This window comes from Spongiibacter thalassae (assembly GCF_012272835.1).
Lineage (GTDB): Bacteria > Pseudomonadota > Gammaproteobacteria > Pseudomonadales > Spongiibacteraceae > Spongiibacter > Spongiibacter thalassae.
The window spans coordinates 454,412-463,929 of the sequence record NZ_JAAWWK010000004.1; the positions used below are offsets into that span (position 1 = coordinate 454,412).

10 protein-coding genes are annotated in these 9,518 nt (G+C 59.8%); 6 read left to right on the forward strand and 4 right to left on the reverse strand.

Annotation, left to right across the window (positions count from 1 at the left end):
• Positions 1-81 precede the first annotated feature (81 nt).
• Both HCU74_RS13340 and rpmE read right to left on the reverse strand, forming a co-directional pair.
• Positions 82-906 carry a thermonuclease family protein gene (locus HCU74_RS13340; RefSeq protein WP_168450909.1) on the reverse strand — a complete coding sequence of 275 codons (825 nt, stop codon included), beginning with the start codon at positions 904-906 and terminating at the stop codon, positions 82-84.
• A gap of 51 nt (positions 907-957) precedes the next feature.
• Positions 958-1,176 (reverse strand): 50S ribosomal protein L31, encoded by a 219-nt coding sequence (gene rpmE, locus HCU74_RS13345; RefSeq protein ID WP_168450944.1) that lies wholly within the window; start codon positions 1,174-1,176, stop codon positions 958-960.
• A 236-nt stretch (positions 1,177-1,412) separates the two neighbouring features.
• Between rpmE and HCU74_RS13350 the strand changes: the two genes are divergently transcribed.
• The 6 genes from HCU74_RS13350 (at position 1,413) to HCU74_RS13375 (ending at position 8,544) form a co-directional block, all read left to right on the forward strand.
• The gene (locus HCU74_RS13350) at positions 1,413-3,587 is read left to right on the forward strand and encodes a primosomal protein N' (protein ID WP_168450910.1); all 2,175 of its coding nucleotides are present in this window, start codon (positions 1,413-1,415) and stop codon (positions 3,585-3,587) included.
• A gap of 75 nt (positions 3,588-3,662) precedes the next feature.
• Positions 3,663-5,420 carry an arginine--tRNA ligase gene (gene argS / locus HCU74_RS13355; protein ID WP_168450911.1) on the forward strand — a complete coding sequence of 586 codons (1,758 nt, stop codon included), beginning with the start codon at positions 3,663-3,665 and terminating at the stop codon, positions 5,418-5,420.
• Positions 5,421-5,422: 2 nt separating this feature from the next.
• A complete protein-coding gene (locus HCU74_RS13360) occupies positions 5,423-6,037 on the forward strand; it encodes an SPOR domain-containing protein (protein ID WP_168450912.1) in 615 nt (204 codons plus the stop codon).
• Between the two features lie 138 nt (positions 6,038-6,175).
• Positions 6,176-6,715, forward strand: coding sequence for an ATP-dependent protease subunit HslV (hslV, locus tag HCU74_RS13365; protein ID WP_168450913.1), 540 nt, complete (start codon positions 6,176-6,178; stop codon positions 6,713-6,715).
• A 73-nt stretch (positions 6,716-6,788) separates the two neighbouring features.
• The gene (gene hslU, locus HCU74_RS13370; RefSeq protein ID WP_168450914.1) at positions 6,789-8,108 is read left to right on the forward strand and encodes an ATP-dependent protease ATPase subunit HslU; all 1,320 of its coding nucleotides are present in this window, start codon (positions 6,789-6,791) and stop codon (positions 8,106-8,108) included.
• Between the two features lie 37 nt (positions 8,109-8,145).
• Entirely contained in the window at positions 8,146-8,544 is a 399-nt protein-coding gene (locus HCU74_RS13375; protein WP_168450915.1) for a gamma-butyrobetaine hydroxylase family protein, read from the forward strand.
• Between the two features lie 14 nt (positions 8,545-8,558).
• Here HCU74_RS13375 and HCU74_RS13380 read toward each other — a convergent pair whose 3' ends face one another.
• Together HCU74_RS13380 and tnpC are read right to left on the reverse strand one after the other, a co-directional pair.
• Complete coding sequence (locus HCU74_RS13380; protein ID WP_168450916.1) at positions 8,559-8,807, reverse strand: hypothetical protein; 249 nt, start codon at positions 8,805-8,807, stop codon at positions 8,559-8,561.
• A gap of 134 nt (positions 8,808-8,941) precedes the next feature.
• Positions 8,942-9,518 (reverse strand): IS66 family transposase (tnpC, locus tag HCU74_RS13385; RefSeq protein ID WP_168450917.1); only part of this gene is annotated, 577 nt, incomplete at its 5' end.

Here is a 9,518-nt window from a genome sequence, read left to right on the forward strand (position 1 = left end):
CGAGAAAGCATATATAAAAGTATCTATTCCCACAAGTTTGCCCCTGGCGAAGGTCCGCGCCAGCTCTGCCTTTGCAGGAATTCATTGTGTTCGCCGACCACTTTCTGTACCGCCGGTGGTGTCCGGGTCGAGCACCTCAATCATCAACGGGTGGCGGAGGTCCATTTTCAACGGTGCGAAATTCCCCTTGGTTTTCCGCCAGCGGAGCCAGCCGCGAACCTCTATTTCTTTTCCCGGCCAGTGCTGCCAGGGTTGGTCGGCAAAATGGGACTGATCCCGTTTGCTGATACGCAGCACCACATCACCGTCGAGGTCGACCCATATTGCTGTGGCGCTTGTGCTGATTTTTTCGACTCGCCCCCGTATCACCTTGAAGCCGCTGTCGCGGGGGTGGCTCAGGTCGGTCGCTGCCGCAATCGGACGGGACCACAGCCCCAGTGCGTTCTGTCGCGCTTGTTGCTCCGCAGCGATAAGGCAGCGGGAGTCGGGCTGGCGAAGCTGAGGCGGTACGGCGATAAACCGTGCCAGACCCTGCCGTAGCAATGCTTCGCCCAAGTGGCCGCCATCTGGCCGGGTATATACTTCAGCGAGCAGGCGCTGGTAGCGGTCGCTGCCGTGGCGGCGAATATAGACCCGCTTGTTGGCGGGCAGTAAGGCTATCAGTGCCCGGTGCGCCTGCTCGGCGAAATCTTCGCCGGCCTTGCCGTCCCGAGCGCGCTCGGGGGCGTTGATGCTCAGCAGTCGCAGTCGCTGCCCGTCTCGTAGTCGTAGCGAGTCACCATCACTTGCGGTGTCTACCTGCACCGCTTCCAGTGGCCCGGAGGGCAGGCAGTCGGCGATGGCTGTCGCCGTGAAAAAAAACAGAACGGCGAATACAAAAATGCCCGAACGGTGGCGTCCGGGCATTTTTTTATTGTGTCCTGAGGTTTGCCGCAAGGTGCAAACTCGACACAATGATCAGGCTTTGGCTCCGCCCCGGCTGCCGAAACGCTTGCGGAAGCGATCAACGCGGCCGCCGGTGTCGAGCATTTTTTGCTTACCGGTGTAGAACGGGTGGCAGGCACCGCACACGTCTACGTGCAGGTCTTCTGCCAGGGTAGAACGGGTGGCGAAGCTGTTGCCACAGCTGCACGTCACATTGATGGCTTCGTACTTTGGATGGATATCGGCTTTCATCATTAAATCCTCTTCGGGCGCCGCCACCCGGTCATTTGCCGGGCACCGCGCTGGGCTGATGCGCTCGGTGGCCAATGGTTTGATACATTCAAACTGAACAAAAAACCACCGAAAAAACAGGCCGCGAATAGTAGCAGAATCGTACGCAGAAGCAAGGCCCCCGGCGGTTTTCCCGCAGATTTCCGCTCTTTGGTCACAATTTCTTATACACTCCCTCTTTTTATCTGCGGACTGCTATGCCCCCTCTGCTTGTATCAGTGGCGATTCCCTGTCCCCTGCGCCGCCGTTTCGATTATCTCTGGCCCGATAGCCTTGGCCGCGTGATCGAGGCCGGACTGCGGGTGCGGGTGCCCTTTGGTCGCAGGGAGGTGGTGGGCGTGGTGATCGCGCCGGCAGAGGGGGCAGCGGTGGATGCCAGTCGCCTCAAGGCCGTCAGCGAAGTCCTCGATGAGCGGCCCAGCCTGTCGCCGCCGCTACTGAGTCTGGGGTTGTGGGCTGCGGATTACTACCACCATCCGGTAGGTGAGTGCTTGCAGCAGATGTTGCCGGTGGCACTGCGCAAGGCCGCGACCCCGGCCCGAGCCAAAGCAGAGCGCTGGCAGCTGTGCGCCGGTGTCGATGTCAGTACTCTGCCCCCCCAGGCAAAACAGCAGCGCGCCCTTTGCGAGGCATTTCGCGAACACGGTGTGCTGAGCCGCGAAGCCCTGGGCGAGTTGGGCTTCAGTCGGGCAACCCTGCGCGAGCTGGAGAAAAAAGCGTTGGTTGAAGAGGCTGCAACCACCGCGGCGGTAGGGGGCGGCGTGCAGGGGCCGCCACTGAATGATGAGCAGCAGCAGGCCCTGGTAGCGATTACCGACGCACTGGGTCAGTTTCGGCGATTTTTGCTGGACGGCATTACCGGAAGCGGCAAAACCGAAGTCTATTTGCGTGGCATTGAACAGTGCTTGCAGCAGGGGCGGCAATGTCTGGTGCTGGTGCCCGAGATCGGCCTGACACCCCAGACGCTGCGCCGGTTTGAACGCCGTTTCCCCGGTCGGGTGACCAGTTTGCATTCCGGGTTGGCGGATAGTGAGCGCCTGCGCAATTGGCAGGCGGCGCGGGACGGGCACTGTGACATCGTGCTTGGCACCCGCTCTGCCGTCTTTGCCGACCTGCCCCGCCTTGGGCTGATAATTGTCGATGAGGAACACGACGCCTCGTACAAACAGCAGGATGGTTGGCGTTACTCGGCGCGGGATATCGCGGTAAAACGGGCTGCCGATCAGGGCTGCCCGATTGTGCTGGGCAGTGCCACCCCCAGTCTCGACAGCCTGCACAATGGTGACCAGGGGCGCTACCATCTGCTGCGCCTGCGCCAGCGTGCCGGAGAGGCCAGCGAGGCGGCAATTCGGCTGGTTGATATTCGTCAGCAGCCGCTTCAGGACGGCCTGAGCGCGGCCTTGCTGACGGCGGTGGATGCGACCCTGGCGGCGGGCAATCAAGTGCTGCTGTTTTTGAATCGGCGGGGCTTTGCGCCGGTGTTGCAGTGCCACCATTGCGGCTGGATCGCCGAATGTGCCGCCTGTGACGCCAGGATGACGGTGCATTATAAGCGTCGCCAATTGCGTTGCCACCACTGTGAGGCAGTGCGGGGGATGCCGCGAACCTGCCCCGACTGCGACAATGCCGAGTGGCTCTACGAGGGGCCGGGCACTGAGCGGCTGGAAATGAATTTGCAAAAGCGCTTCCGCGAGCGAGTGCTGCGTATTGATCGCGATAGCACCAGCGCCAAGGGCAGTATGGCGGCGTTGGTCGCGGAGGTGAGGCAAGGGGAGCCCTGTATTTTGGTGGGGACGCAGATGCTGGCCAAGGGGCATCATTTTCCCAAGGTCACACTGGTGGGAGTGCTGGATATGGACGCCGGACTGTTCAGTGCCGACTACCGCGCCACTGAGAGCAGTGCCCAGTTGCTGCTGCAGGTGGCGGGGCGCGCTGGTCGCGCCGAGCAAGCCGGGGAAGTCCTGCTGCAGACTCACTGCCCTCAGCACCCGGCCCTGCAAACGCTGGTGCACCGGGGTTACCGCCAGTTCGCCAGTACCCTGCTGGCCGAACGCCGCCTGCTGGGTTTGCCGCCGTTCAGTTACTGCGCGGTGATCCGCGCCGACGCTGTAACCCTGTCTGAGGCCGAAGATTTTCTGGCAACCCTGCGCTCGGCCCTGGCGGAGCCCGCCAACGACTGGCATATGGTAGGACCGCTGCCCGCTCCCATGGCTCGTCGCGCCGGACGCTTTCGCGCCTCGCTGATTCTGCAGGCCGACACTCGCGGGCGACTGCACGGGCAATTACAGCGGGCCTGCGCCGTTGCCGAAGGGCAGCGCGCCGGCCAGCGGCTGCGTTGGTCGATCGACGTTGACCCCATCGATCTGTTCTGACGCTGGCAGGCCGGCGTGTAAACAGCGATAATACGCGGCCCTTATATCCCCCACGCAAGAGAGTCCGGAATCCACATGAAAGAGATCGTCGCCAATTTAGTTGAACAGGCCCTGCAGACCGTACGCAGCGAAGCCGCCTGGCCCGAAGATCTGCATGTGTCGGTGCAACTGGAGCACTGCCGTGATAAGAGCCACGGCGACCTTGCCTGCAACGTGGCGATGATGCTGGCCAAGCCCCTGCGCAGCAATCCCCGCGCGATAGCCCAGCAAATAGTTGCTGCTCTGCCCGCCAGCCCCGACGTGCTCAAGGTAGAGATCGCTGGCCCCGGGTTTATCAACTTTTTTATGGACGAGTCTGCCAATCTGCGCATTATCGAGCGGATTTTTGCCGAGGGTGACCGCTTTGGTCGCGCTCCCGCCAATCAGCAGCGGGTGCAGGTCGAGTTTGTTTCGGCGAACCCCACTGGCCCGCTGCACGTCGGTCACGGCCGTGGTGCCGCATACGGCGCCAGTGTTGCCGATATGCTCGCCGCAGCGGGCTACAGCGTTGACCGCGAATATTATGTGAACGACGCCGGTCGCCAGATGGACATCCTTGGCACCAGTGTATGGCTGCGCTATCTGCAGGCCTGCGGTGAAACACTGGCCTTCCCCAGCAATGGTTATCAGGGTGATTATATTGCCGACTATGGTCGCGAACTGCTCGACAGCCACGGGGAAGCCCTGCGTCAGCCCGCCGCCAAGGTCTTTGACGGCATCTGCGCCGACGAGCCCGCCGGTGGTGACAAGGAAAAGCACATCGACGACCTGATTAACCGCGCCAAGGCGCTGCTGGGCGACGATTACCGCACCGTGTTCGACAAAGGCCTGAATGCCATTCTGGGTGATATCCGCGAGGATCTGGCGGAATTTGGCGTGGAATACCAGCAGTGGTTTTCCGAGCGCAGCCTGAGCACCGGTGAAGACCAGGTTGCCCGTGCCATCGACAAGCTGCAGGCCAACGGTTTTATCGAGGAGCGCGATGGCGCCCTGTGGTTTCTGTCCACCCGTTTCGGCGACGACAAGGACCGTGTCGTGCGTCGGGACAACGGTCAGACCACCTACTTTGCCTCCGACATCGCCTATCACCTGAATAAATTTGAGCGCGGCTACGAGCGCGTGGTGAATATCTGGGGCGCCGACCACCACGGCTATATCGCCCGGGTGAAAGCTGCCCTGCAAGCGCTGGGACTCGACCCCGAACGTCTGGTGGTACGGCTGGTGCAGTTTGTGTCGCTGTACCGGGGCGACCAGCAGGTGCAAATGTCGACCCGTTCGGGCTCCTTTGTCACGCTGCGGGAGCTGCGTGAAGATGTCGGCAACGATGCCGCGCGCTTCTTTTACATTATGCGCAAGGCGGATCAGGCGACGGATTTCGATCTCGAGCTGGCTAAATCGGAAAGCAAGGACAATCCGGTGTACTACATTCAGTACGCCCACGCCCGAGTGGCGAGTATCCTGCGCAAGCTGGAGGCCGAGGGGCAGCAGTGGACCCAGGAGAGCGGCCTGCGCCAGCTGAGCATGCTCAGCGAAGACGTTGAACGGGATCTGCTGGTTAAACTGGCACGTTACCCCGAAGTGCTGCGCTCGTCGGCGGAGCAGTTCGAACCCCACAGCCTGGCCCACTATCTGCGTGAGTTGGCGGGTGATTTCCACAGTTATTACAATGCCCACAAAATGCTGGGCGAAGATGCGGCCCTGCGCGATGCGCGACTGGCACTGTCGGTGGCGGTGCAACAGGTGCTGCGTAATGGTCTTACGCTGTTGGGAGTCTCGGCACCAGAGGAAATGTAATCATGGCAGCTAAAAAACGCCCCACGCGGGGCGCGACACGCAGCCCGGCGAGCAAGGGTTTGCCTGCTTCGGTGCTGCTGGGCACCGGTTTTCTGGCGGGTATTCTGTGTACCGTGTTGGTGGTCAATGCCCTGGGTGAACGGGAGGTCGCCGGACGGAAGGTAGCTGCGGTTCAGCAGGAACAGCCCAAGGCCAAGCCAGCCAAAACCGAAAAGGCCGTTGCCGGCACCAAGTTTGATTTTTTTACCGTGTTGCCTGAGCGGGAGGTGGTGGTCGCCGATGAAACCCCCGCACCGAAAAACCGCAGCAAGCCGGTGGTCACCGAAAAAACGCCCGCTCCCCCACCGGTGCCGCCGGAAAAGACCTTTCAAACCGGCGAGCGTTATATTCTTCAGGCGGGCTCCTTCCGCAATAGCGAAGACGCCGACCGCCGTCGCGCGCAGATTCTATTGCTGGGTCTGGATGCCAAGGTCGAGTCGGTTGAAGCCAATGGTGATACCTGGCACCGGGTGTATGTCGGGCCATTCCAGACCCATAACACCCTGTCCAGCGCACGTTCCAAGCTGATTGGTGAAAGTATCGACACCCTGGTTATTCGCCAGAAAACAGCGGGATAACTGTCTCAGGCGGGGCGCAACAGCGCCCTGGCCTCGCTCAGACTTGAATACGCGCTCGCCGCCCCCATATCCAACAAGCAGTCAGACAGCCGCTATACTGGGGCTAACTTTCTTCCGTCATTAAAAAAGGAGTCCCGCGTGGAACAGTTTCGCGGCACCACAATCTTATCGGTGCGTCGCAACAATCAGGTTGTAGTCGGTGGCGACGGCCAGGTCACCATGGGCAATACCGTCATGAAGGGCAATGCGCGCAAAGTGCGCCGCCTGTTCAACGACCAGGTGCTGGCCGGCTTTGCCGGAGGCACCGCCGATGCCTTTACCCTGTTTGAGCTGTTTGAAGCCCAGTTGGAAAAACACCAGGGCAAGCTGGTGCGTTCAGCGGTAGAGCTGGCCAAGGCCTGGCGCAGTGAGCGCTCACTGCGGCAGCTGGAGGCCCTGCTGATTGTGGCCGACAAGGAAACCACCTTGGTTATCAGCGGCAATGGCGATGTCATCGAGCCGGAAGACAATATGATCGCCATCGGCTCCGGTGGCGCTTTCGCTACCGCCGCGGCACGGGCGCTGATGGACAATACCGACCTCTCCGCTCGGGACATTGTGGAAAAGGGGCTCACCATTGCCGGTGATATCTGTATCTACACCAATCACAATCGCCGGATTGAAGAGCTCGAATACTGATCCGGTGTGTCCGGGGCGAGGCCCCATTCAAATATGAAGACAGCTCGCTGTGGCGGGCTTTTACGGAGTTACCATGTCGCAGATGACACCCCGTGAAATTGTTCACGAACTCGACCGGCATATCATCGGTCAACAGGACGCCAAGCGCGCGGTGGCGATTGCCTTGCGCAATCGCTGGCGGCGGATGCAGCTGGACGATGACCTGCGCAGCGAAATTACCCCGAAAAACATCCTGATGATTGGACCTACCGGAGTGGGTAAAACTGAAATCGCTCGCCGTTTGGCAAAGCTGGCAAATGCCCCCTTTATTAAGGTTGAGGCGACCAAATTTACCGAAGTGGGCTATGTTGGCCGGGACGTGGAATCGATAATCCGTGACCTGGTTGATGTGTCGCTGAAACTTCACCGCGAGCAGGCGATGGAGCAGGTCAGTCACCGTGCCGCCGATGCGGCGGAAGAGCGGGTGCTCGACGCCCTGTTGCCGCCTCCCCGAGGCGAGCAGAGCGAAGAAGAACGCAATAGCTCGACCCGCCAGTTGTTCCGTAAAAAACTGCGCGAAGGCGACCTGGACGAGCGTGAAATTGATGTCGAAGTGTCGATGGCACCGATGGGCGTTGAGATTATGGCGCCGCCAGGCATGGAAGAAATGACCAGCCAGTTGCAGGGCATGTTCTCCAAGATGGGCGGAGACCGCAAGAAGACCCGCCGTATGACAGTAAAGGCCGCGTTCAAGCAGTTACAGGACGAAGAAGCCGCCAAACTGATTAACGAAGACGAGTTGAAGGCCCGAGCCATCGAGGCCGCCGAGCAAAACGGTATCGTGTTTATCGACGAAATTGACAAGGTCGCCAAGCGCCAGGAATCCGGTGGTGCTGATGTCAGCCGCGAAGGGGTGCAGCGGGATTTGCTGCCACTCATTGAAGGTTGTACCGTGAGCACCAAGCACGGCATGATCCGCAGCGACCATATTCTGTTTGTAGCGTCCGGGGCCTTCCACCTGAGCAAGCCCTCAGACCTCATTCCCGAATTGCAGGGTCGTCTACCGATTCGTGTAGAACTGTCGGCGCTGACACCGGCGGATTTCGAGCGCATTCTCACTGAGCCCCGCGCGTCGTTGACAGAACAATACCAGGCCCTGTTGGCTACAGAAGGGGTGAATGTCACCTTCAGCGAAGACGGTATTCGCCGTATTGCTGAAACCGCCTGGGAAGTGAACGAGCGCACCGAGAATATTGGCGCGAGGCGCTTGCATACGGTGATGGAACGACTGCTGGAGGAAATTTCCTTCTCGGCGGGAGACGTTACCGAACCGCTGACAGTGGATGCCGCCTACGTAGAAAAACAACTGGGTGAATTGGCCAAGGATGAAGATCTCAGCCGGTTTATTCTGTAATTGCCCTGCCCCGCTGTTGGCCCTGTAAGGTGAGACCATGAGCAATGCCCCGCAGTCGATCAAACTGCACAGGAAGTCCCGCGAGCTGGAACTGGTGTATCGCGACATCGGCGGAGTTCGTCTGAGCTGTGAATTTCTGCGGGTGCATTCGCCGTCGGCGGAGGTGCGTGGTCACGGTCACGGCCAGGAAGTGCTGCAAACCGGCAAAATCGATGTCGAGATTGTCGATATCATTCCCACCGGCAACTACGCCTTGCAGCTGGTATTCAGCGATGGCCATGACTCGGGCATTTTTTCGTGGGATTACTTTCGCGAGCTATGCGAGCATCGCGAGAGTCTGTGGGACAGTTACTTGCAGAGGTTGCGCGAGGCCGGTGCCAGCCGTGACCCGCAGGAGCAGGTCATTCAACTGTTCGACCCCCGCGCTAATGAGTAGTGGGGCCGTGGGGCTTAATCTCTCAGGGTAATCAGCGGGCGCATATTGACGCCACCATCCTGCTCGAGAATGCCAATGTTCACGCCTGTGGCATTTTCCACCACAACAATTGGTGGCTCGAAGCGCGGCTGGCGAACAAACTTCAACTGCCAGCCAAAGTTTTCTATACGGCGCAGCGAACGCTGCTGCATATCGGTCAGCAGCGCCTCAATATTTGGGGGAATCGCGCTGTCGCCCGAGCGTTTCTCCTGTATCAGATTCATCCTTTTACCCCGCCTGTCTGTTGCTCATACCAATAACGGGATTTTACGCCTTACCTCAGGTGATCAATATTGAGGAAAGTACCTAGCGCAGGGCCGCGCGGTCTGTTTGTAAGCCTCCGGTAATCCCCGGTTGATCAAGGCGTCCAATTGTGCGGCAGCAGCTCTTCGATTTTAGAGGCCTTCTGCGTCGGCAGTTTTTCCATCACATCTTGCAAATACGCCTGCGGATTGAGGCCGTTGATCCTGGCTGACTGGATCAAGGTCATGATATTTGCCGCACGCTGCCCACTACGCAATGACCCTGCAAACAGCCAGTTTGAGCGCCCGAGTGCCCAGGGGCGGATTTGGTTTTCCACCCAGTTGTTGTCGATGGGCACGGCGCCGTCATCGAGACAGCGGGTTAAGGCGTCCCAGCGTTTTAAGCTGTAGGCGATCGCTCTGGCCGTACCACTGCCATCCGGCACCTGCTGTCGTTTGGCAATGAGCCAGTGATGCAATTGATCAAGGATGGGCTTTGAGTTTTCCTGCCGCTGCCGTTGTCGTTCCTCCGGGGGCAGTTCAGCCAGCTCCCGCTCAATCAAGTACAGCTCCTGGATATAGCCGAGCGCCTGCTCGGCTATCTGACTTTTATTGGCCACATGCAAATCATGGAACTTGCGTCGGGCATGAGCCCAGCAGCCAATCTCGGTAATCCCATTGGCAAAGCCCGCT